Here is a 22,678-nt window from a genome sequence, read left to right as displayed (position 1 = left end):
TCCATGTCGATACCCCGCCAAGCGCTTTCCCACCGTTTCGCCCAACGCCGTGCCAATCCAAGGCTCGTGACACTTGCCCGGGCGCTCGCGCGGCTCAAATCGACGGTCACCGTGCTGCACACGGGCGCCCACCCGGATGACGAACAGAACGCGATGCTCGCCTATATGCGGTTTGGCTTGGGCATGCGCACCATCATCGGCTGTTCGACGCGCGGCGAAGGCGGCCAGAACACGCTGGGCCCCGAACGCGGCGGCGCGCTGGGCGTAGTGCGCACCCGCGAGCTCGAGGAAGCGGCCAAAGTGATCGACGCCGATATCGTCTGGCTCGGCTTCGGTCCCTCCGATCCGGTCCATGATTTCGGCTTCTCCAAAAATGGCGAGGATACGCTGGCCCGCTGGGGGCGCGACCGGCTGCTCGAGCGGCTGGTGCGCGCCTATCGCGAAGAAAGGCCCGATATCGTCATCCCAACCTTCCTCGACGTCCCCGGCCAGCATGGCCACCACCGCGCCATGACCATGGCCGCCCGCGATGCCATCGCGCTGGCCGCCGACGAAACCGCCTATCCCACCCATTTCGCCCAAGGGTTGACGCCCTGGCGGGTGACCAAATTCTACCTCCCCGCATGGTCGGGCGGCGGATCGACCTATGACGACGAAATGCCGCCTCCCCCGACCACCGTCACCATCACCCTTCCCGGCCCCGATACGGCGACCGGCGCATCGTTCGACGAGATCGGCGAATGGTCCCGCATCTTCCACGCCAGCCAGGGCATGGGCGAATGGCCCGAAACGCCACAGACCGAATGGCCCCTGCATCTGGCGCTCGGCCCCGCCGACGATGACGATATCGCCGACAATTTGCCCCGCAGGCTCGCCGAGATCGCCGAACCCCTGAGCGCCGCCGACATCGCCATCGCCGAAGCGATTGCCGCCTTCCCCCATCCCGAGGACATCCTGCCTCCGCTCACACGCGCCCTCGAAATCATCGAAGCGCAGGGGCAGAGCGTTCCCGCGATCCACGCGCACCGCATCGCGACGCTGCGCAGCGATCTTGAAACGGCCATGGCGGTTGCCGCCGGTATCGACTGTATCCTTGCCGCCGACACGGAACTTCTGGCTCAGGGCGAAAGCACCGAACTGTCGGTGACCCTGTTCGGCGCGCCATCCGACGCCAAGGTCGCGCTGCACCTGCCGCAAGGCCTCTCGGTGATTGCCCAATCGGCCGGCCGCTACACGATTGAAGCGGCACCGGACGCTCCCCTCACAGACCCGTTCGGTCCAAAGGACCCGATCCGCATCGCCGTTTCGACCACCATCGCCGGCCGCCGGCTCTCCCGCTCGTTCGAACTCGAACGCCCCCTCGCCATCGTCCCGGCCTCTTCGGTGGCGCTGTCGCCCAATGCGATCCTCGTCCCGGCCGACAGGGATTTTTCCGGCATCGAAATTGCCTGCAAGGGTTCAGGTCCCGCCCAAATTGCCAACCTCACCACCTCGCAAGCCATATCGGCGGCAAACAGTGATGACGGCTTTTCCCTCTCAGGCTCGCCCCTCCCCGAGGGCCGCTACGATCTGCCTGTCACCCTCGACGGCGCCCCCGCCTTTTCGATCGATGTGATCGACTACCCCCATATCGGCAGGACGCCCTATCTCACCGACGCGAGGCTTTCCATCCTCGCGCTGGACCTCGCCCTCCCCACCGACCGGCGGGTCGGATATGTCGGGGGTGGGGCGGACAACGTCGCCTCCTGGCTGACGAAGATGGGGTTCGAGGTGACAGAACTCGACGCCTCCGCCCTGTCCGAGGATTTGTCACGCCATCCCACCATCGTCATCGGCCTTTTCGCCTTTGGCCTGCGCCCCGATCTGCGCGCGAAAACCGATGTGCTGCGCGCCTATGTCGAAGGCGGCGGCAACCTCGTGACGCTCTATCATCGCCCCTGGGACGAATGGGACGCCCAGACCGTTCCGCCTCGCCCGCTGACCATCGGCCAGCCATCCCTGCGCTGGCGCGTCACCGATCCCGATGCATCGGTCGATATTCTCGCGCCAAACCATGCTCTGTTTGCCGGCCCCAACACCATCACCGAGGCCGATTTCTCCGGCTGGACCAAGGAACGCGGCCTCTATTTCGCTTCCCAATGGGACGATGCTTACATTCCCCTGCTCGCCATGAGCGATGCCGGCGAAGCCCCACTCCAAGGCGCGCTGCTCTCCGCCCAGATCGGGTCGGGCCGTCACACCCATACCAGCCTCGTGCTGCACCATCAGCTCGACAATCTGGTCCCCGGCGCCTTCCGCATCATGGCCAACCTCGTGGCGGGCGGCCGCATGTAGATGCACGGCTCCGCCCACCCTCACCGCGCCGGCATCGCATGGCTTTTGGCCGATACGACCTTGGTCACCGCCATGACGGTGCTGGTCAAGATCGAGGGCGCGACCTATCCGGCCATTCAACTGGTCTTCATCCGCTCGCTGATCGGGCTGATCTCGATCCTGCCGCTGGCGTGGCGGAAACGGCGCGCGGTGCTGGAAACCAGACAGCCGCTGCGGCACCTGTTCCGCGTTGCCTGCAACACCATCGCGCTCACCTGCAATTTCACAGCGCTTGCCGCCCTGCCGCTGGCTTTGGTCAACGCCATCGGCTTTGTCCGTCCGCTGGTCGTCCTGCTGTTTGCCGCATGGCTGCTGGGCGAAAGAATCACGCGGGTGCGCTGGATCGGCACCGCCATCGGCTTTCTGGGCATCCTCATCATTCTTGCCCCGGGCGCAGTGGTCTGGTCGTGGGGGCTCGTTGCCGCGCTCGGCTCGGTGCTGTTCGGCTCGCTCGCCGTCATCCAGATCCGCGCCATGGCCAATGAAGACACGGCAGTGTTGATGGTGTTTTATACGGTGGGGCTCTCAGTGTTGACCGCCATTCCGGCCATCATGGTCTGGGAACCGGTCGCAGCATCGGATTGGGTCACGCTTCTAACCATAGGCGTCCTCGCCCAGCTCGGCCAATACTGCTTTTTGCGGGCCTATCAGACCACGCCCACCGCGATTCTCGCTCCGCTGGGCTATCTCTCTATCGTCTTCGCCAGCATCGCCGGCTTCGTCTTTTTCGGCGACACCCCGACATTGACGACAATCCTCGGCGTCATCGTCATTCTCCTTGCCCTGCAATCGACCAACTGGCTCGAAGGCGCCGCCCTCCGCCGCCGCGCTTCTCCTTCCGAAGACCGCTGAAAGCAAATGCCCCGGCTGCTGCCGGGGCATTTCTCGTCCTAGGGAGGACAGGTGCCGCATTGAGGAGGAGGCTTTGCGACGCCTGGACCGAAGATAGCTATTCGGCCGGTTGGACGAGATTAGCCAGAAGCCGGAAGGCTCCCGGAACCAGGTGATCGAGCTGGTGATGTAGGATCAGGCTCGTATGGGTGTGCCGCCCGGCCCCGATCTGGGCCGAAAGGAGCGAACCCTCCAGCGGGTCTTCGCCGGTGTCGTGCATCGAAAGCAGCGGCACATAGGCTTCGTCCCACTCCGAAGCGAAATACAGCCCCCGCTCCTTGTCCCAGTCGGCCCAATCTTCCGGCCCGATCGCATTGGGGATATTGAGCAGCGGATGATCGGGCTGCAGCACACTCACCTCCGCATTGGCGTCGGTGACGCGGAAGCGGATCGATGGCGAGCCGATCTTGAGGAAGGCGACCGGAACGGTCTCGGGGTCCCAACCATCCGAAGGCCGGTGATAGAGCGTAACCAGATGCCCGCCATTGCGCACCCAATCGTGGATCGCCGAGATGTTTTCCACGAGATCGGGACGCCGCCCGAACGCGAAGATGCCCACGACGATGGTCCGCAAATTGCGGAAATTGCCGCTCGATATATCCTCGGGCGAAAGCTCGACAACCTCAAGCCCCAGTCGGCGCATCCATATCCCGACATTGTCGTTGCCACCCGACACATAGCCGATCCGCTTTTCGGCGGGCAGTTCGGCGCCAACCGCCTGCACCGGAACCGAAAGGACGGTCGGCACCACCGAACGCCCGATATGGGGATAGGTGAACTCGTTGATCTGATAAGCCTCGGCGCCCAACAGCTCGGGCTCGATATCGATGCGCGATTGTTCGAGCCCCTCGGGCGCAACCAGATCGAACGTGCCGCTCATGTCGGACGCCCGTCCGGTTTCATCGAGCGACCAGCCTTCGGGCACCGGCATGGCGAGATCGTCCAGCGTCGCACCGACGACTGTCGCGGTCAGCGGAACGGGGGCAAGCTCTTCGGTTGTGTTGAAGACCACGGCGTTGGGTTCGATGGTCATCGAGGCTTTGGGGACGACGCGCAGCGCGTCTTCCAGATCGACGTCGAGCACCACGGAGCGCCCACCGATATCGAGAGAGACCCTGGCATAGGCATCGCCATTGCCACCCAAGGGGTCGAATTCCTCACTCAGCGGGTTGGTATAGGCAGCGTCATCGGCAATCGAAACCGTCTCGCCCGATGCGGCGAGGCCCTCGCGCACGACGACTTCCACGCCCGAGACGGTGACGGTTTCAGGCGCATCGACCATGGTCTTGACCACGATCTCCTCGCCCGGCGTCACGTCGCCGCCCTCGGTATAAGCGCGGATCTGGACGCCGGACGCAGCAGCCAGAACCTGATCGATCTCGTGCACCTTGCGCTCGAGGCGATGGGCCACGCTGGCACGCAGCTCCTCGGGCAGCGTCTCGCGGGCCATGTCGATGGCCTCGCCCACTCTGGAGATCTTTTCGAGCACGACGACTGGATCGCCGTAATCGGCTATGGCTTCCTCGATCAGCCCCTGCGCTTCGCGCAACGCCTCAGCGGTGTCCGAAGGCATTCCGTCCAGTTCGGCGATATCGCCGACCGTCGCGACGATACCCTCACGGATATCGCGTTCCTGGCTGCCTTCCCCGCCGCCGGTGACGCGGGAGAGGTTGAGCTCCCATTCGGTCTGCGGCTCGGGACGCCAGCGCCCCATGCCTTGCGTCAAATGGCACGAACGCGACCACTCGCCCATCTGCGGGAAGGTGGCGCCGGAAATCTTGTCGCGCTCGGGCGCGGTCACCACCAGCGTCACGGGAGGCGGCGGAACTTCGTCGTCATAAACGCCACCGCCGCCGCCATAGGCGGGCTGATAGATTTTCGGCACTTCCCAGGTATCGAGCCCGTTGGCGATCTGGTCGGGGAACTGCGTTTCGTCGCCCGAGAGCTCGGCCGCGATGAAGGTCGCCACATTGGCGGCGCGGTGATGGCCGTGCTGCCCCGGCACGTCGAGAAAGCAGTTCATGATGATATCGGGCTTGTACCGGCGAAAAGCCGCCGTCATGCGCTCGACCACCTTGTCGCGGCCCCATTGGTCGATGGTTTCGTCGGGGTCTTTGGAGAAGCCGAAATCGTGCACGGAATCGGTGTGCCCGAAGCTGCCGAAAGCCAGCGAGGCATCGAGCGAGCGCGAGGCCTCTTCCATTTCGCGCGTGCGCAGCACGCCCAGCACCGACCCCAGTTCCGGGCCTATCGAATTCTGGCCACCCTCGCCGCGCGTAATCGCGTAAATTACCGGATGGATGCCATAGACATGGCGCAGCGCCGCCAGCATGCCCGAGGGTTCGTCATCGGGGTGTGCGCCGGTCGTCATGATCGTCGCGGTGGATGTGAGACGTTCGAGCCGGCGATAGAGCGTGACGATGGCCGGTTCGAGTTTCTGCCGGGCGATCAGATCGAGATCGTTCAGCGGCGCAGCCCATGCGGGAATATGCGAAGCGGCATACATTGCGGGCAAGGACGCAATGAACATGCGTCGTGTGATCTTGGTCATTGGGGGTCCATCCTACCTTTGAATTTGCACCAAGGCGGCCCGTTGGCTCGGGCTTTTTCCCGGAACTTGACGTCCGGATGACATCGAGTATGCGCTGGACGTTACAATAACACAAGTGAGTTACTTTATTGACCGAACGGACAGCTCCCGGCTGGGCCGCTCGCTTGGAAACGCTTAGCCCTTCACCGCTCCCGCAGTCAGCGAACGGCTGATCTGGCGATACATGACGAGCCCCAGCACCGCCGGCGGCAGCGCGGCGACGATCATCACCGCCGAAGCCATGCCCCATTGGATGCCCCCGCCGCCCGAGGAAAAGAAGAACGAGGCCCCAACCGTCATCGGCACCGCATGGCGCGTCGTCAGCATCAGGCCGAACAGGAACTCGTTCCAGGCGGTGATGAAGCCGAAGATGAAGGTGGTGACGATGGCGGGCCGGCAGACTGGCGCGATGATCGAGGTGATGATCTTGATCCGGCTCGCCCCATCCATATGGGCCGCTTCATCCAGCTCGACCGGTATTTCACTGACCGCATTAACGAGGATGACCAGCGCCAGCGGCAAATTGACGATGGTGAGGATCAGTCCCAAGCCCAATTGCGTGTCGAGCAGCCCAACCCATTGGAACATCATATAGATGGGAATGGCGAAGATGATGAGCGGTAGGGCCCGCAGATTGACGATCAGCGGCATGAGCGTCCGGCGCCCGAAGCCGGACCGCGCGACGGCGTAGGCGGCGGGAAAGGCCAGCACGATGGCAAGCGTCGTCCCGATCAGCGCCGCCACCGTCGAGTTCCAGAGATAGGCGAAGATGTTGAGCCGGTCGGTGACCTGGAGCACCACCGCGTAGTTTTCGAGCGTAGGCGACTGCACCCAGAATCCCGGATTAGACGCGATCTCCCGGCTGCTCTTGAACGAGGTGACCAGCGTGGCGATCACCGGAAAATTGAGCGCAAAGGCGGCGATGACAAAGACCATCCAGCGCAATGCGGAAACGATCATCTGCCCCTCCTTGCCAGACCCTGGTTGATGGTAAAGAGCACCGCGAACGACGCGATGAACAGCAGCACCGAGGCCGCCACCGCCGGCCCGATCTCGCCCTGCCGGAAGAAGGCTTCGTAGATATAGATCGAGAGCGACCGCGTCGAACCGCCCGGCCCGCTGCCGGTCAAAACGTAAACATTGTCGAACACCCGAAAGCCGTCGATGAAACGGATGAAAATGGCGATCGCGATGGTCGGCGCCATCAGAGGAACTTCGATCCGCCAGAGCATATCCCAGGCCGAAGACCCGTCGATCTGCGCCGCTTCGCGCACCTCGACCGGGATGGCGCGATAGGCCATGTAAAACAGCAGGAACGCGAAAGGCGTCCATTGCAGCGTCTCGATCACCACCAGCGTCCAGAACGCGTTGGCGACGTTGAGAAAGGCGGGCGCCGATCCGAACCAGGCCCAGAGGTAATGGGGCACCGGCCCGACGAATTCATGCAGCACCAGCCGGTACATCAGCCCCACCAGCGCCGGCGCCACCATGAGCGGCAGCATGATGATGGCGAGCAGCCAGGAACGCTTTTCGAACAACGGCGCGAGAAAGATCGCCAGAAAAAACCCGATGAGACATTCGGCAAGCGCCGTGATGATCCCGAAGCGCAGCGAAAACCAGATCGCCCGCCAGAAATCACCATCGGACAGGACCGCGAGATAGTTGGAAAACCCGCTCAGCTCGGGCGCGCGTAAAGTCTGAAAGCTCACGCGGGAGAGCGAATAGACGATGTTGACCAGGGCCGGAAAGCCGAGAAACAGCAGCAGGAAAACGACCATAGGCGCTGTGAGCACGCCCCATTCCAATTGCCGTTTTTGATCCATCCGTGCATCCATCGTGTCGATTGAGAACCAGCACCGGGCGAAAATATCCGCCCGGCGCTGTCGGCAGCTACTGGCTTAACAACTCTTCCATGCCGGTGGCGACGGCGGAAAGCGCATCATCGAGCGTCTCCTGGCCGGTCCAATAGCCGGTGAAATGCTGGGCCTGGAGCTCATAGACACTCAGCGCATTGGCGCCCGTCGCCCCGTTCATCACATAGCCGTACTGGCTGGCGAACTCGCCGAGCTGCACCAGATCGGGCCGCTCATCGGCGATCTGTGTAACTACGTCGGGCGTGAGCGCGGGCGCGCCGCCGGCGGCGGCATAGGCGAGCGCCGCCTGTTCGGTCGAGAGCCATTCTAGGAAGGCCTGCGCCCCTTCCTTGTTGGGCGCGTTCTGGTTGAGCCCGAAGCCCAGGCCGTGGATATGGGTGAACCGGCCCTCATCGCCCGCGGGCGGCGCGACGATCGCCACGGTTTCGGCAACGACTGGCGCGGTTTCGGGATTGGACAATTCAGCCGCCGCCCCGTTCCACTGCAACATGGTCGCCACCTGGCCAGAGCTGAAGGCGGCATTGGCCTCGGGGAATTCATAGGACGTGGAATCCTGCGGCGTCGTGCCGGCATCGTACAAGAGCTTGTAAAGCTCGAGCCCGCGCCGATAAGCGTCCGAATCCACGGTGACGTTGCCCTCGTCATCCATCCAATTGCCGCCATAGGAGCGGGCGGTGGACTGCCAGACCATCATATTGAACAACAGGTTCTGCATCTGCAGCACAGTGCCGTAACGCGTGGGACTGTCGGGGTTGACCGCTTGCGTGAAATAGAGCGCCGTCGCCGCGTAATCGTCCCAAGTCCATTCGTCTGGGGCCTTGGGTTCGAGCCGCGTGCCCAGATATTGCTCGGAAATATCGCCATAGACCTGCGCCGCGTCAGGATCGGCGAGCAGCGCGTCGATCAGGTCCTGCCGGTAATACATGAAATGAAGCGACAGATCGGTGGGAATGCCATATTGCGCGCCCTCGAACTGCATGGTCGAGAGCACCGATTCCCCATAAACCGCCTCCGCTTCGTCCGAGAGCGTCACCGGCTCCATGAACGGCGCATAACGGCCGATCGAATAGGTGGCCAGAAGGTTGAGATCGAACGCCGTCGTGCCCGCCGCAAGGTCGGCCTGCAGCTTGTCCCAGAACCCGTCGCGGGCGAAAAATAGCAGCTCTACCCGGTTTTCATCGGCCAGCCCCTCCTGACCGTTGTAGATTTCCGCCACGGCCCTGAGCGCGGTTTCCTCCGGCCCGCCCGGCCAGCCCAGAACCGTTACGGCGGCCTGGGCGCCACCCAATGGCATTGCGGCCGCCAAGAGGCCAAGCATCAAGCCCTTCAATCCTGATTTATACATCTTCGTCTTCCCTTTGGTTGAGTGTTCACTTTCCCGCCGATGCGGCGAGGTTCGCGATCCCGATAATCCCCGCCTGATGCCCCAGCCGTGCCGGAACGATATCCGGCCGCAACGATGGAGGCATGCTTTCGAGCAATCCCGTCATTCGCTCGATAAAGCCCGGCGCCAGCCCAATCGAACCGCCGATGATGATCTTTTCGGGCGCTAGGCCAAGCCCGATATTGGCGCAGAGCGTCGCGATCCGCCGCGCTGAAAGCGCGATGACCGCGTCGGCCCAGACCTCGCCTCGTGCGGCGACCTCAAAGACACCGCGCGCATCGAGGTCATGGCCCTCTTCCCGCGCCGCCTCGGCCATCCAACGTCCCGCCGCCGCGCTTTCGAGCGGCGCGCTGTCGGTCACATCGGAGCGGAACTGCCCGAAATGGCCCGCCAACCCCTCAAGCAGCCGGCCATTGACCACCGCCCCGCCCCCGATACCCGTGGAGACGGTGAGAAAAACGCAGGTTCGGGTGCCCTTCCCGGCGCCGAACACGAATTCCCCCCATGCCGCCGCCTGGGCGTCATTGGCTGCAAAGGCGGGCTTGCCGGTCAATTCGGTCAGCGTCTCGGCCAGAGGAAAACCCGAAGGGATCGATAGCGTTTTCGGATTGAGCCCCGACCAGCGGCCGGCCTCGACCACCCCCGTCACTGCCGCGCCCACGCGTCCGAAGCGCCCCTGCCATGTCGTGCCCCTGGCCAGCAGATCCTTGATCCAGATCGCGGGATCGCCGGACCCGGGCGTTGGGATCTGAACCGTGTCATGAACACTCTCCCCATCGACCAGCGCACCCAAGATCTTGGTGCCGCCGATATCGATGGCCAGAACAGTCTGGGCGGGGTTTTCGCTCATGGGTTCAGCGCTTCCCTGTACCAGGAAACGATATGCTCGGTGCGGGTGATGGCCGAGCCCACGACCACGGCATTGGCGCCTGCGGCCAGAGCCTGTGCCGCCTGCTCGGGGCTGCGGATGCGGCCTTCGGCGATGACGAAGGCATCGAGCCTGGCCATCTGTTCGATAAGGCCGAAATCGGGAAGCGTGGGCTCAGGGCCGGACCCGACATAGCCCGAAAGCGTGGAGCCGATGCAATCGACACCCGCCGCCAGCGCCGCTTCAGCATCGGCAAGATTGGCACAATCGGCCATGGCCAGCGCGCCGCCCTTGTGGATGGCAGCCAATATAGCCGAAACCGGATCGGGGCGTGAGCGCAGCGTCGCATCGAACGCGACGATATCGGCGCCCGCCGCGACCAATTGGCTCGCCATTTCCGCCGTAGGCGTAATGCGCACGTCATAGCCCTCGAGATCATGCTTGATGATCCCGACGATCGGCGCACCCGTCCGCGCCCGCACCGCCTCCACATAGGCCAGCGACTCGATCCGCAGTCCCACCGCGCCCGCTTCGAGCGCCGCAAGGGCAAAACCCTCGACACAGGCGGCGTTGTCCATCGGTCCACCCGGAACCGGCTGGCAGGAAACGATCAGCCCCTGGTTCAGCGTTTCGAGCATTGCGTGCATGTCCTCCACCGGTTTTGAGAGGAACGATAGCACCGCCAATCGGGCTGGCAACTGGTTTCTTACTGGTATTATCGATGCAATTCGAGCACGAAATCGTACACATCGCCCCGATAGCGGGTCTGGGTGTATTCGATCACCCGGCCACCGCTGAAGCACCGCCGCTCGACGATCAGCAGACTGGCGGGATCATCGAGCTGCAGATGAAGCCTGTCGCTGCTGTCGGCGGGGCCCGCCTTCATGCGCTGCATGGCGCGCTCGGGCAGCGCGCCGATCGCATCGAGCACTTCGTAAAGCGAATCCTCGACCCGATCGGGATCGTCCAGAATGGTGGCGGGCACCGCCGCCGTCTCGATGGCGATGGGAACGTCGTCAGCCGTCCGCACACGCTTCAGCCGCAGGACCGACGCGTTCGGCCCCAAGCCCAGCGCCATGGCCTCGGCAGGCGTGGGGAAGGCCAACTCCTTGGAAATCCAGATACATCCGGGCGAAAACCCGCGCGAAAGCATGTCTTCCGAAAAACTCGAAAGCCGGGCGAGCGATTTTTCCACCCGCGCGGTGACCTCGGTTCGGCTGCCCTGCCGGCGACGGATGGCACCATCGGCAATCAGCACGTCGAGCGCCTTGCGGATGGTGACCCTCGAAACGCCGAGCCGCGCCGTCAAATCCCGCTCGCTGGGCAGCAGCGCCCCGCGCTTGAGATGGCCCGCTCCGATCAACCCATCGATCGCCGCCACCAGTTTGCGATAGAGCGGCATGCCGTCCCGTTCGGCCAGCCTGCCGCTCAAGGCCTCGATGATTGCGGTTTCGTCCATGCCCTATCCTTATTGGGAAAAATTAGCAGAGGACCCCGCTGGATACAAACTGGTATTATCCGGTTGGGAACGCACGCTTCATGCGCCCGCCCCTACCGGGACCTCGCGGCGCAGCGCATCGGCCTCATATGCGGCTTCGATCACCTCCACGATATGGCTGGCATAATCCCCCGTCACCGGCACTTCAGCCTCGCCGCGCATGGCGGCCTGAAGCGCCTGCCACTCGCGCACCACCGCGTGATGCATCCAGTCCGGCTCCAAGGACCGGTCGAGCTTTGTCCAGCTCCCACCCTGCCCCATCCAGGTGCCGGTATCGAAATCGATCCGCAGCGTGCCCTTTTCGCACACAAGATCCATAGCAAAGCCCACAGCGCCGTCGCGATACCCCACGCTTTGCACCTGCCCCACCCCGCCATCGGCAAACCGCAGACCGAGCAGGGCGGTATCGTCGGCCTCCTGATCGTGGAAATTCGTGCCCATCATCGCGCTCACCGCGCTCACGTCCCGACCCATCAACCACACCAGCCGATCGAGCGCGTGGATGCCGGCGGTCATCAGCATGCCGCCGCCCGACGCCCGGTTCATATGCCAGGGCTGGCGGTTGGCTTCCATCCAGAGCTTGATCATCCAACTCGCCCCCATGACAGGGCGCCCCAGTCGGCCGGAATCGATAACGGCCTTGGCCGCAAGGCAGGGCAGCGCGAAATGCATCACATGCCCGACCATCAGATGCACGCCTGCCCGCCCGGCCGCCGCGTTCATCGCAGTGCAGGCCGTAACGCTGGGCGCCATCGGTTTTTCGAGCAGGATGTGCTTTCCCGCTTCCGCCGCCGCGATGGTGATTTCCTCATGCAGATTGTGGGGCGTGGCGATAACCACCGCATCGACCTTGGGATCGGCAAGGAGGTCCTGCCAACCCGCATAGCCCTTGCCCCCGAACCGGTCGGTAAACGCTGCCAGCGCCGCTTGATCGCCGCGGCACGCGGCGACGATCTCCAGCCCTTCCACCTCGGCAATGGCTTTGGCGTGCACGGCCCCGAAATGGCCTGCCCCGATAATTCCGATACCCGTCATGATTGAGCCTTCTGATACGCGGCGTCGATCAGGCGCATGGCCGCGAGATAGTCGTTGAGGGTGATGGCCGGCTTTTGCCCGGCCTCGAGCCTGGCGATGGCATCGGCAGTGAACAGACGATAGCGCGTCGCGGTGGGCTCGATGGGGAGAGCGCGCTGCACCCCGTCATCGAGCGTAGCCACGCAGGCGGCATCGCCCCGATCGATAAGCGTGGCGTTGGCCGAAACGATCCGCCATTCGAAATCGCCACCCGGATGCATCGAAGCAAAGGTATAACCGGCCTCCACGGTAAACAGCGCATCGGCCTCGTCGGCAAGAACGACCAGCGCATGGTCCTCAACAGCCTCTCGCCCGTATATGCGTTTGCCGATCTGGCTCGAAACGACGCGAAGCTCGCCCTGGGCCAGCGACAACGCCGCGTCGATGCCGTGAATGCCCAGATTGCGCAGCGCCCCGCCGCCCCCGATTTCTGGATCGAGCAGCCAACCCACCCCATCGTCGCGATAGCGCTCTGGAGGTCCGTTGACCAGCCGGAAGCTGGCATGGGCCAGCGGCCCGGCCCGGTTTTCATCCACCAGCCTTCTGTATTCGATCGGCGCGGGACCGAACCGGTTGGGAAGCGGCAACCCGACAAAAGCGCTACGCGCATCGGCCAGGGCGCAAAGCGCCTCGAGTTCCGCCGTCCGCGCCACAGCGGGCTTTTCGATGATCATCGGCACATCGGCTTCTATGACGCGGCGGGCCTGATCGGGCACGTCGGAAGGATGTCCCATGAGAACCACGAGATCGGCCATGCCCAGCGCCTCATCGAATCCCTCGATCGCAGGAACGCCAGATACGGCGGCGAACCGCGCGGCCTGGGCAGTGTCCTTGTCCCAAAGCGCCACCACCTCGCCACCGGCATTTAGGGCCGCATCTAAATGCATTTGGGCGTGCCAGTGGCTGGTGCCGAAAAGAGCAATCTTCATAGTCATATCCTATATCCACTTGCAGGATATCCCATATGTTACTATACATCAACTATCCGCCGCATCCTGGGATGGCAATTTTGGAGCGCATGATGGCCCTCAAGACATCGATAAAGCCGCTTGCACGCCCGCCGCTGCTCCACGTCACGGTGCAGGAAACGCTCAAGGCCTATATCGAATCCAATGGGCTGCGCGCCGGAGACCCGCTACCCCCTGAGGCCGTGCTGGCCCAGCAATTGGGCGTCGGGCGCAACTCGGTGCGCGAAGCCATCAAGGCGCTCGAATCGCTGGGAATTCTGGAAACCCGTCGCGGGATCGGCGTTTTCGTTGCCGAGTTTTCCTTCCAGCCCCTGCTCGACAACCTCGCCTACGGCCTGCGCGACGAATTGCGCGACGTCGAGGAACTGCGCGAAATCCGCCGCGTCCTGGAAACCGGCCTTGTCGACAAGACCATCGCCATGATCTCCGATGACGATCTGGCCGAGCTGCGCGAGGTGACCGCGCGGATGAAATCGCGCGCCGAGCGCAATGAGAGCTTTGCGGTCGAGGACCAGCAATTCCACCAATTGCTGTTCCGCTGCCAGAACAATCAGATGCTCAGCGCTCTGATCGATATCTTCTGGATCGCCTTCACCAAGGCATCCAATTTCACCAATCTTGAGAATCCAAACCCGCTCAACACCTGGCGGGATCACCATGAAATCGTTGAAGCGATTGCCGCCAAGGACGTCGAGCGGGCCCGCAGCCGGCTCAACGACCACTATCGCGGCATTCAGCAGGTGATCGCCCGGACGCGAGAGGGAATGGAGTAATCGCGAACGTAAGGGAGGACTAAATTATGCGACTTGGAACTCTGGCTAAAGGGCTGGCGCTCGCCGGCCTGCTGCTGGGCGGAACGGCGCTGACGGCGCCGGCTATGGCCCAGGACAAGACCATCAGCGGCGGCTTCGATGTCGGCCCTGGCGGCTTTCCCAACAACTTCAACCCGCTTGTCGCCACCGGCGGCTTCATGTGGCTCAAGACCTATTACGAGCCCCTGGTGATTTACAACGCCGAGTTGAGCGCCCTCGAGGGCGCGCTGGCCAGCGATTGGACGATCGGCGAAGACCAACTCACCTACACTTTCACCCTGGTCGAAGAGACCTGGCACGACGGCGAGGCCTTTGACGCCGAGGACGTCAAATTCACCCTCGATCTCGCTCGCAACGCAGAGTCCGGAAGCGTCTTCGCCGCCCGCCTCAGCGCCATCGAGGCCGTGGAAGTCACCGACGAGCGCACGGTGACCCTGACCCTCAACCAGCCCAATGGCTCGCTGCTCTCGGTTCTGGCCCAGGTGATGATCCTGCCCGAGCACGCCCTGGGCGACGAGGACGTGGCCAATATCGCCAACAGCAATTGGTGGTCTACCGAAGCGATCGGCACCGGGCCTTTTGCCTTCAGCCGTTACGTGACCGACCAATATGTGGAAGTGATCGCCGACGAAGACTACCGGCTCGGGCGCCCCAAGGTCGATCGCCTCATCAACCGCTATTTCGAAAACCCCGCCGCCGCCGTCTCGGCCCTGCGGGCCGGCGAAATCCAGTTCACTTATGTTGAATCCGACGACGCCACGACATTTGCCGACGACGCCAATTTCGAGGTGATCGAGGGCAATTCCTTCGTGGTCAACTATATCGGCTTCAACCAGATGGTGGACATCTGGGAGGACGTCCGGGTGCGCCAGGCGGTGATGCACGCCATCGACCGCAACGCCATCATCGAAAGCCTCTATGGCGGCGCGGCACAGGCCGCCCAGTGCGGCTATGTCGCCCCCCATCTGGTGCCCGATGGCCTCAATGAATACGCCTATGATCCCGAACTAGCCCGCCAGCTTCTAGCCGAAGCGGGCTGGGACCAGATCAACGGCAACGCGCCCATCACCTGGCTGACCTATTACGACTCGCCTCAGGCCGCAAATGTCATGGCCGCCATCCAGGCCATGCTCTCCCAGGTCGGCATCAACGTGGTGCCGCGCGTGGTCGATGTGCCCACCTATAACGGCATCGTCTACCAGCAGGAAAACCCTGCCTGGACCGATTTCGCGCTGGTCTATGCCGGCCTCCAGAACGGGCCCGACCCCGCCGGTATCAACCCCGGCCTCAACGGCTCGCAACTGCCCCCGGTCGGCGCCAACATCATGCGCATCGAGTTCGATGATTTGAGCGCCGCTTTCGACGCCGCGCTCGGTGAAACCGACCCCGCCCAGTCCGACGCCCGCTGGCAGGAGGTCTGCCGCGTGATGAACGAACAACTGCCCTGGGGAACCATGTGGGTGGCCAACCGCTATGGCGTGGCCTCGACCGATCTGGTCGATTTTGTCTGGACCCCGGCTCCGGCCGGTGGCCCCTACGCCGACCATCCCGAGCTCTGGGACATCCAGTAGCCCGGCGACCCGAAGCCTTGCGTGTCCTCCGCACGCAAGGCTTCTCCGGGCGCCATGCGTTGATTGTATCAGGAAAGCAAAACCATGCTGAGCTATCTGCTGCGCCGTATCGGCATCGGGCTCCTGATGCTGGTTGCCCTGAGCGTTCTCGTCTTCATCCTCCTGCGCATGACGCCCGGGGACCCGATCTCGGCCTATATCAATCCCTCGATCCCCATGTCCCCGGCAGCGCTCGACGCCCTGCGCCAGCGCCTTGGCCTCGATCAACCCCTGCCGATTCAGTACCTCGCCTGGTTGCGGGCGGCGCTCATGGGCGATTTCGGCTATTCCATCCAGCGCGGCGGCGTCGCCGTCCTGCCGCTGGTCGTCGAACGCATCTGGCCCACGGTTCTTCTGATGGTATCGGGCCTTCTGGTTGCCATCGTCATTGGCATTTCGGCGGGCATCATCAGTGCTGTGCGCCGCAATTCCCCACTCGATCTGGGCCTCTCGGTCATCGCATCGGTCGGCATTTCGAGCCCGGCCTTCCTCACCGCGCTTTTAGGGCTCTATATCTTTGCCGTGCAGCTTCGCATCGCGCCCTCCGGCGGCATGCTGACCCCCGGCGCACCGTTTTCCATCGGCGACCTGCTCTCGCACCTGATCCTGCCCGCCCTGCTGCTCTCGATCGCCCATGCCGCGCTGATCATGCGCTACATGCGCTCGTCCCTCCTCGAAGTGCTCAACCAGGATTACGTGCGCACGGCCCGTGCCAAAGGCGTCAAGGAATTCTGGGTGATCATCAAGCACGCCACCCGCAACGCGCTGCTGCCGGTCATCACCCTTATCGGCTCGACCATCGGTATCGCCGTAGGCGGCGCGATCTTCCTTGAAAGCGTCTTCAACTGGCCGGGCATGGGGCTGCTATTGGTCAACGCCGTCAACACCCGCGACTATCCCGTCATCATGTGCGCCACCCTGATCATCGGCGCCTGCGTGATCCTGGTCAATCTTCTGACCGATCTGACCTATGCCGCCGTCGATCCGCGCATCCAGGTGACCCAATGACCCAGGCAACGGCCCCAATCACCCAGACGCGTTCGGCCGGCCCCATCCGGCGTGCCCTCGAGCGCTTTTTTTCCAACAGCGCGGCAATCGTCGGGCTCGTCATCCTCGTCCCGATCCTTGTGGCAGTTGCCACCTACCAATGGTGGCTGCCCTATGATCCTATCGCCATCGACCTCGTTGCGATCAATAAGGGGCCGTCGGCCACCCACTGGCTGGGCAGCGACGGCGTGGGGCGCGACGTGCTCGCGCGGCTCCTGCAAGGCGGTCGAACGTCGCTCACGGTCGCCATCGTCTCGGTCGTCATCTCGACCATCATCGGCTTTCTGATCGGCGCATTGGCGGCCTTCGGTGGCCGGTTCGTCGATGGCGCCTCCATGCGGCTGGTTGACCTGGCCATGACCCTGCCGCCGGTGATCTTCCTTTTGGTCCTCGCTTCGATCGCCGGCACCGGCATCGCCCCCACCATCCTCGTGATCGCGCTGCTCTCCTGGCCGGTCCTCTCCCGCATGGTGCGCGCCCGGCTGCTCGAATTGCGCGAACGCGATTTCGTCGTCGCGGCAAGGGGAATGGGCGCGGGTATACCGCATCTTCTCTTCCGCCACGGCCTGCCCAATTGCATCGACATCATCGTCGTTTACGCCACGCTTCAGGTGGCCAACGCCATTCTGCTCGAAGCCGGCCTCTCCTTCCTGGGCCTGGGCATCGCGCCGCCCGAAGCGAGCTGGGGCAACATGCTCAATTCGGCTCGCTCCTCGATCGTTCTCGAACAATATCCCTGGCAATGGATGTTCGCCGGCTTCGCGCTGGTGCTGACCGTCCTTGCCATCAACTTCATTGGCGATGGTCTACGCGATGCGTTCGACCCGCGCTCCGATCTTAACTAGCAAAGGGTCAAAAATGCCTCTGTTCACCGGCGTCGTTCCGCCCGTCGTCACACCGCTCAATTCCGATTTCACTGTGGATTACCCCTCGTTCACCCGCGTGATCGAGCATCTGCTGGACGCCGGGGTGCACGGCCTTTTCGTCCTGGGGTCGACGAGCGAAGTGATCTTCCACGACGCCGAAACGCGCCGGAAAATCACAGAACATGCCGTAAAGATCGCCAATGGCAGGGCCCCGGTACTGGTCGGAACCATCGATCCCACCACCGATCGGGTGATCACCCATTCCCGCATCGCCAAGGACGCCGGCGCCGACGCCATCGTCGTGACCGCGCCCTTCTATACCCGCACCAACCAGGCCGAAACCATCGACCATTTCCGTTTCATTCGCGACGCTGTCGATATCCCGCTCATCGCCTATGACATTCCCGTCTGCGTCAATATCAAGCTCGAACGGCAAACCACGGTCACCCTCGCCCGTGAAGGCACCATCGCGGGCCTTAAAGATTCCAGCGGCGACGACGGCAATCTCCGCTACGTCATCGCCGATCTCAAGGACCACGACAGCTTCTTTGCCATGACCGGCTCGGAGATCGTCGTCGATAGCGCGCTCGCCATGGGCGCCCATGGCGTGGTGCCCGGTCTGGGCAATGTCGATCCGGCCGGCTACGTCAAGATCTGGAACTTCATGCAGGCCGGCGATCACGCCGCAGCCAAGGCGGAACAGGAGCGGCTTTGCGCGCTGTTTGAAATCGTGCGCGTCTCGCTCGACCGCACCAGCGCCGGTTCTGCAGGGGTCGGCGCTTTCAAAACCGCCATGCAGCGCCTGGGCATCATCGCCAGCAACACCATGGCCCGCCCCCAGCGCACCCTCAACGCCGATGAGGCCGGCCGCATCCAAGCCATCCTCAAAAACGCGGGACTTCTTAACTGATGACCATGCCGGTTCTCGACATCAAGGGCCTGCGCACCGTCTTTGCCATCGGCGGGGCGAACGTTCCCGCCGTGCAGGATCTCGACCTCACCATCGAGGCCGGCGAGACGGTGGCGCTGGTCGGCGAGTCGGGGTCCGGAAAGTCGGTCACCAGCCTCTCCATCATGGGCCTGCTGCCCAGAAAGGTCGGCCGCATTGCGGCCGGCTCGCTAGCCCTGAAACGCAAATCGGGCGATAGGGTGGAACTCGAAACCCTGGACGCCGAGGCGCTGCGCCAGATCCGCGGCAACGATATCGGCATGATCTTCCAGGAGCCCATGACCAGCCTCAACCCCGTCTATACGGTGGGTGAGCAGATCGCCGAGCCGATCCGCATCCATCTGGGCAGATCGCGCCGCGAAGCCGCCGAGGCTGCGGTACAATTGCTCGCCAATGTGGGTATCCCCGATCCCGCCCGCCGCGCCACCCAATACCCACACGAGCTCTCGGGCGGCATGCGCCAGCGCGTCACCATCGCCATGGCGCTGGCCTGCGACCCTCAATTGCTGATCGCCGACGAACCGACCACGGCGCTGGACGTCACCATCCAGGCCCAGATCCTCGATCTGCTGGCCAAGCTGCAGCGCGAGCGCGGCATGGCCATGCTGTTCATCACCCACAATCTCGGCGTTGTCGCCGAAATCGCCGACCGCGTGGCGGTGATGTATGCGGGGCGGATCGTCGAGACCGGCCCGGTGTCCGAAGTCTTCTCCCATCCGCGCCATCCCTATACCAAGGGCCTGCTGCGCTCCCTGCCCCGGCTGGGCGAGGCGGTAAAGCTCAAGCGCGACAACCAGCCCCTGCCCACCATCGCCGGCTCGGTGCCCTCGCTGCGCAATCTCCCCAAGGGCTGCGCCTTCGCCGATCGCTGCGACTATGTGATTCCAGCGTGCCGCGAAGCGGTGCCCCCACTTTTGGACACCGGCCCCGGGCGGCAGGCGCGCTGCATCCGCTGGCAGGAGGCCTGACCATGTCCGCTCCCTATATTTCGGTGCGAAACCTCACCAAGCATTTCAAGCCTGCAGCCTTTTCCAAGGGCCCGATCGTCAAGGCGCTCGAGGACATCTCCTTCGATATCCCGCGCGGCCAGGTGGTAGGCCTTGTGGGCGAATCCGGCTCGGGCAAGACGACAATCGGCCGCTCGGTCCTGCGCCTGATCGAACCGACCAGCGGCGAGGTGGTGATCGAGGGCACCGACGTCACCAAGCTTTCGGCCGGCCAGCTGCGTGTAGCGCGCCGCAATATGCAATACGTATTCCAGGATCCCTTCGCGAGCCTTTCGCCGCGCATGACCATCGGTCAGATCCTCACCGAAGGCCTCGACATCCAGAGGATCGGCAGCAAGGCGGAACGGCGCGAGCGCGCCGAACGGGCGCTTTCGCTCGTCGATTTGCCCACTGACGCCTTCGACCGCTATGCCCATGAATTTTCCGGCGGCCAGCGCCAGCGCATCGGCATCGCCCGGGCCCTGACTATGGAGCCTCAATTCATTGTCGCCGACGAACCGGTTTCCGCGCTCGACGTCTCGATTCAGGCCCAGGTGATCAACCTTTTGCGCGAGCTTCAGGTGCGGTTGGGGCTGACCATGCTGTTCATCTCGCACGATCTCGCCGTCGTCGAATATATCTGCGACACGGTGATCGTCCTCTATCTGGGCCGCATCATGGAGATCGCCCCGGCCGCCGATCTCTACGCCAACCCCGCCCATCCCTATACGCGCGCCCTGCTCTCGGCAATTCCCTCGCCCGACCCGGACAAGCACGGCCAGCGCCAGGTCCTGACCGGCGACATTCCGAGCCCCGCCAACCCGCCTTCGGGCTGCGTCTTCCGCACCCGCTGCCCCTTCGCCCTCCCCGCCTGCGCCGACACGATCCCGCCCTTACGCGAAATCGTCCCCGGCCACAGCCGCGCCTGCATCCGCGACGATATCGCGGGAACACCTATTTCTTGAGAAACGGCACCATTCTCGCCAATCGCCCCCTCAACCTGTGCCGCATATAGCGGTAATAGAGCTCATTGGTCATGACGTGGCGGTAGAGCCGGAAAAACGCCACCCGCGCGAATAACTTCCAGGGTTTGGCGTGGCCGGTATAGTGCAGCACGGCAATATCGAAGCGTTCGTGCATTGGCTCTGGCGAAGTGAAATTCCACCGCCATCCAAGCGGCTTGAGATCGTGGCAGAAAACGATGTTCAAAAAACCCTGATCGTAATAGATTCGATCCATGATGCCCTCATGGGTGAAGGCGACGATCCGTTCGAGCAGGTTCGCCTCGCGCCAGCGCTTCATGTCGATGAGCAGCAGACCCGCGTTGAAATAGGTGTCGGCCGGATCGTAGAGATCGCCGTTTTCGCGCATGTCCTTGCCGATCGAAAACAACGGCCCCCAGGGGTCAGGCACCGCGCCGATGGTCTTGCCCTCCAGATCGGTCGTCCAGAGCGTTTCGATGGGCGCGCGCACCATCATGTCGCAGTCGAGATAGATAAGGCGCTCGATCGAAGCGGGCAACAGACGATCAAGCAACAATCGGGCATAGACCACATTGGTCAGTCGTTTGTCATAGGGAAGACCATCGACGGTCCGGACGAAATCGGGCGAACGCGTGATGTCGTAAAAGACGAGTTGCGCGCCGAATTCATGGGTGATCTTTTCGAGATCGGCCCGATGTTCGTCGGTCAGCGGCCGGTGGCAGAGATGGAAGATCAGATCGCCCCGGCGATGACTCGCAAGGCAGATCGAGCGCATCGTCGCATAGGCCGGCGCCCAAAAATTATCGTCGAAGGTGAGCGCGACGTGGATCGGGCCACCGTCCGTTGCGGGCATGAGCCGTCCTCACGCAGCCGGCGGCGTCGCCGGCCTTTGCGTCGAGGTAGGACGGGAGCCGGGGCCTGTACCGATGAAAGGCAGATATTTGCCGAGCTGCTTTTTCATGCGGTAGCGCCAGAAGCGATAAAACAGTGCATTGGTCATCATATGCCGGTAGATTCGGGCATAGCCAACCCCCCGCAACCGCGCCGTCAGCGTCCAAGGACGCGTATTGCCGGTATAGTGGAGATTGTAGGGATTGAGCGACACATGGGCCCGATGCGGATCGATGACGTTCCAGAGCGTATCGAGCTTGTGCCAATTGTTCTTGAGAATGAGGTTGATGACGTTCTGGCTATAGCTCAGCCGATCGACCGAACCGTCGGCGATCAGGGTCTGAAGCTTGCCGAAAACGTCGAGTTCGCGCCAAGGGTCCAGATCGATCACCAGGAGCCCGGCGTTGAAATAGGGATCGGCGGGATCGAGCAGATCGCTCTTTTCGGCGATATCGCGACCACTGCCGATCAGCTTTCCCCACGGCTCGGGAACCGCCGCGGCCGGCTTGCCACCCAGATCGGCGTCCCAAAGGGTCTCGATGGGCGCCATCACCATCATGTCGCAGTCCAGATAGATGATGCGCTCCACATCCGCGGGCAGGAAGCTGTCGAGCACGAAGCGGGCATAGACGATGTCGGTCAGCCGCTTATGATAGGGAACCCGGCCCATCAGCTCCCGGAACTGTGGGGTCTGGGTGAGGTCGTAAAAGCGCAACGTAGCGCCGAACTCGGTTTCGATCGCTTTGAGATCGTCGCGGTGCTCCGCGCTCAGCGGACGATGGCAGAGATGGAAAACCAGATCGCGGCGCCGGTGAGTGGCCAGGCAGATCGACCGCATCGTCGCATAAGCCGGCGCCCAGAACCCGTCATCGAAGGTGAGCGCTATGTGGATCTGGCCGGAGCCTGATTTTTCTGACATGGATAACCTAGTTGAACCCCATTTCCCAATCTGGCTCGTCTAGGGCGTAGACTCATAACTTCTGATCCACAGGCGTGCTGAGAAGAGCTTGAGCG

20 protein-coding genes are annotated in these 22,678 nt (G+C 63.2%); 9 read left to right on the top strand and 11 right to left on the bottom strand.

The annotated features are described in order from the left end of the window. Positions 1-3: 3 nt before the first annotated feature. On the top strand, positions 4-2,334 hold the full coding sequence (locus tag V4T21_RS00100; protein WP_332711335.1) for a PIG-L family deacetylase: 2,331 nt from the start codon (positions 4-6) through the stop codon (positions 2,332-2,334). Next, positions 2,335-3,225, top strand: a complete 891-nt coding sequence (locus tag V4T21_RS00095) for a DMT family transporter (RefSeq protein ID WP_332711332.1) — start codon at positions 2,335-2,337, stop codon at positions 3,223-3,225. Between the two features lie 97 nt (positions 3,226-3,322). Here V4T21_RS00095 and V4T21_RS00090 read toward each other — a convergent pair whose 3' ends face one another. The 9 genes from V4T21_RS00090 to V4T21_RS00050 all read right to left on the bottom strand — a co-directional run bounded on the left by V4T21_RS00090 (position 3,323) and on the right by V4T21_RS00050 (position 13,481). Next, a complete protein-coding gene (locus tag V4T21_RS00090; RefSeq protein WP_332711329.1) occupies positions 3,323-5,815 on the bottom strand; it encodes a PIG-L family deacetylase in 2,493 nt (830 codons plus the stop codon). Positions 5,816-5,989: 174 nt separating this feature from the next. After that, positions 5,990-6,814: a carbohydrate ABC transporter permease gene (locus V4T21_RS00085; RefSeq protein ID WP_440589599.1), complete on the bottom strand. Its 825-nt coding sequence runs from the start codon at positions 6,812-6,814 to the stop codon at positions 5,990-5,992. After that, a complete protein-coding gene (locus V4T21_RS00080) occupies positions 6,811-7,677 on the bottom strand; it encodes a carbohydrate ABC transporter permease (protein WP_332711326.1) in 867 nt (288 codons plus the stop codon). Before V4T21_RS00080 ends, V4T21_RS00085 begins: the two co-directional genes overlap by 4 nt. A 67-nt stretch (positions 7,678-7,744) precedes the next feature. Then, positions 7,745-9,046: an extracellular solute-binding protein gene (locus tag V4T21_RS00075; RefSeq protein ID WP_332711324.1), complete on the bottom strand. Its 1,302-nt coding sequence runs from the start codon at positions 9,044-9,046 to the stop codon at positions 7,745-7,747. A 52-nt stretch (positions 9,047-9,098) separates the two neighbouring features. Further along, complete coding sequence (locus V4T21_RS00070) at positions 9,099-9,962, bottom strand: ROK family protein (protein ID WP_332711321.1); 864 nt, start codon at positions 9,960-9,962, stop codon at positions 9,099-9,101. Next, on the bottom strand, positions 9,959-10,618 hold the full coding sequence (locus tag V4T21_RS00065; protein ID WP_332711318.1) for an N-acetylmannosamine-6-phosphate 2-epimerase: 660 nt from the start codon (positions 10,616-10,618) through the stop codon (positions 9,959-9,961). Before V4T21_RS00065 ends, V4T21_RS00070 begins: the two co-directional genes overlap by 4 nt. Positions 10,619-10,695: 77 nt before the next feature. Next, entirely contained in the window at positions 10,696-11,439 is a 744-nt protein-coding gene (locus tag V4T21_RS00060) for a GntR family transcriptional regulator (protein ID WP_332711316.1), read from the bottom strand. A gap of 78 nt (positions 11,440-11,517) precedes the next feature. Next, complete coding sequence (locus V4T21_RS00055) at positions 11,518-12,513, bottom strand: Gfo/Idh/MocA family protein (protein ID WP_332711314.1); 996 nt, start codon at positions 12,511-12,513, stop codon at positions 11,518-11,520. Then, on the bottom strand, positions 12,510-13,481 hold the full coding sequence (locus tag V4T21_RS00050) for a Gfo/Idh/MocA family protein (RefSeq protein ID WP_332711311.1): 972 nt from the start codon (positions 13,479-13,481) through the stop codon (positions 12,510-12,512). The genes V4T21_RS00055 and V4T21_RS00050 overlap by 4 nt, the downstream gene beginning before the upstream one ends. Before the next feature lie 92 nt (positions 13,482-13,573). Between V4T21_RS00050 and V4T21_RS00045 the strand changes: the two genes are divergently transcribed. The 7 genes from V4T21_RS00045 to V4T21_RS00015 all read left to right on the top strand — a co-directional run bounded on the left by V4T21_RS00045 (position 13,574) and on the right by V4T21_RS00015 (position 20,755). Further along, positions 13,574-14,293, top strand: a complete 720-nt coding sequence (locus tag V4T21_RS00045) for a FadR/GntR family transcriptional regulator (RefSeq protein ID WP_332711308.1) — start codon at positions 13,574-13,576, stop codon at positions 14,291-14,293. A gap of 26 nt (positions 14,294-14,319) precedes the next feature. Next, positions 14,320-15,903 (top strand): ABC transporter substrate-binding protein, encoded by a 1,584-nt coding sequence (locus tag V4T21_RS00040; RefSeq protein WP_440589598.1) that lies wholly within the window; start codon positions 14,320-14,322, stop codon positions 15,901-15,903. Between the two features lie 84 nt (positions 15,904-15,987). Further along, positions 15,988-16,950: an ABC transporter permease gene (locus V4T21_RS00035; RefSeq protein ID WP_332711305.1), complete on the top strand. Its 963-nt coding sequence runs from the start codon at positions 15,988-15,990 to the stop codon at positions 16,948-16,950. Further along, a complete protein-coding gene (locus V4T21_RS00030; RefSeq protein WP_332711302.1) occupies positions 16,947-17,834 on the top strand; it encodes an ABC transporter permease in 888 nt (295 codons plus the stop codon). The genes V4T21_RS00035 and V4T21_RS00030 overlap by 4 nt, the downstream gene beginning before the upstream one ends. Positions 17,835-17,847: 13 nt before the next feature. Beyond that, positions 17,848-18,765, top strand: coding sequence for a dihydrodipicolinate synthase family protein (locus V4T21_RS00025; RefSeq protein ID WP_332711299.1), 918 nt, complete (start codon positions 17,848-17,850; stop codon positions 18,763-18,765). After that, positions 18,762-19,772: an ABC transporter ATP-binding protein gene (locus V4T21_RS00020; protein ID WP_332712666.1), complete on the top strand. Its 1,011-nt coding sequence runs from the start codon at positions 18,762-18,764 to the stop codon at positions 19,770-19,772. Before V4T21_RS00025 ends, V4T21_RS00020 begins: the two co-directional genes overlap by 4 nt. 2 nt (positions 19,773-19,774) lie before the next feature. Beyond that, positions 19,775-20,755, top strand: a complete 981-nt coding sequence (locus V4T21_RS00015; RefSeq protein WP_332711296.1) for an ABC transporter ATP-binding protein — start codon at positions 19,775-19,777, stop codon at positions 20,753-20,755. On the opposite strand, the gene V4T21_RS00010 is transcribed toward V4T21_RS00015, so the two are convergent. Together V4T21_RS00010 and V4T21_RS00005 are read right to left on the bottom strand one after the other, a co-directional pair. Further along, complete coding sequence (locus V4T21_RS00010; RefSeq protein WP_332711294.1) at positions 20,745-21,626, bottom strand: glycosyltransferase family 8 protein; 882 nt, start codon at positions 21,624-21,626, stop codon at positions 20,745-20,747. The two genes, V4T21_RS00015 and V4T21_RS00010, sit on opposite strands and share 11 nt — an antisense overlap. Positions 21,627-21,635: 9 nt before the next feature. Then, positions 21,636-22,583, bottom strand: a complete 948-nt coding sequence (locus tag V4T21_RS00005; protein ID WP_332711291.1) for a glycosyltransferase family 8 protein — start codon at positions 22,581-22,583, stop codon at positions 21,636-21,638. Positions 22,584-22,678 lie beyond the last annotated feature (95 nt).

It is taken from the genome of Pelagibacterium mangrovi (assembly GCF_036662815.1).
Taxonomy (GTDB): Bacteria; Pseudomonadota; Alphaproteobacteria; order Rhizobiales; family Devosiaceae; genus Pelagibacterium; species Pelagibacterium mangrovi.
Note: the sequence above shows the minus strand (reverse complement) of the source record. Positions and strands in the feature narration are given on the sequence as shown.